1 rRNA gene is annotated in these 770 nt (G+C 52.6%); it reads left to right on the forward strand.

From position 1 onward, the window contains the following. A 23S ribosomal RNA gene (locus AC1RTQ_RS24155) occupies positions 1-700 on the forward strand; the annotation flags it as partial. Positions 701-770 lie beyond the last annotated feature (70 nt).

Below are 770 nucleotides of genomic sequence, written 5' to 3' on the forward strand. Positions count from 1 at the left end.
GATCCATTATCTGGATCGGGGACAGTGCATGGTAGGCAGTTTGACTGGGGCGGTCTCCTCCCAAAGCGTAACGGAGGAGTTCGAAGGTACGCTAGTTACGGTCGGACATCGTGACGATAGTGCAATGGCATAAGCGTGCTTAACTGCGAGACTGACAAGTCGAGCAGATGCGAAAGCAGGACATAGTGATCCGGTGGTTCTGTATGGAAGGGCCATCGCTCAACGGATAAAAGGTACTCTGGGGATAACAGGCTGATACCGCCCAAGAGTTCATATCGACGGCGGTGTTTGGCACCTCGATGTCGGCTCATCTCATCCTGGGGCTGTAGTCGGTCCCAAGGGTATGGCTGTTCGCCATTTAAAGAGGTACGTGAGCTGGGTTTAAAACGTCGTGAGACAGTTTGGTCCCTATCTTCCGTGGGCGCTGCAGATTTGAGGAAGCCTGCTCCTAGTACGAGAGGACCGGAGTGGACACACCTCTGGTGTACCTGTTGTCACGCCAGTGGCATCGCAGGGTAGCTAAGTGTGGAAGAGATAACCGCTGAAAGCATCTAAGCGGGAAACTCGTTTCAAGATGAGATCTGCCGGGGCCTTGAGCCCCCTGAAGGGTCGTTGTAGACCACGACGTTGATAGGCTGGGTGTGGAAGCGCAGTAATGCGTTAAGCTAACCAGTACTAATTGCCCGTGCGGCTTGACCCTATAACTTTGGGTAAGCCTGGAAAAAATAAAGACAGAATGCAAGTTCTAGTTATGCCGAAAAGGCGCAATC

The organism is Comamonas sp. GW821-FHT11H03, from assembly GCF_058807955.1.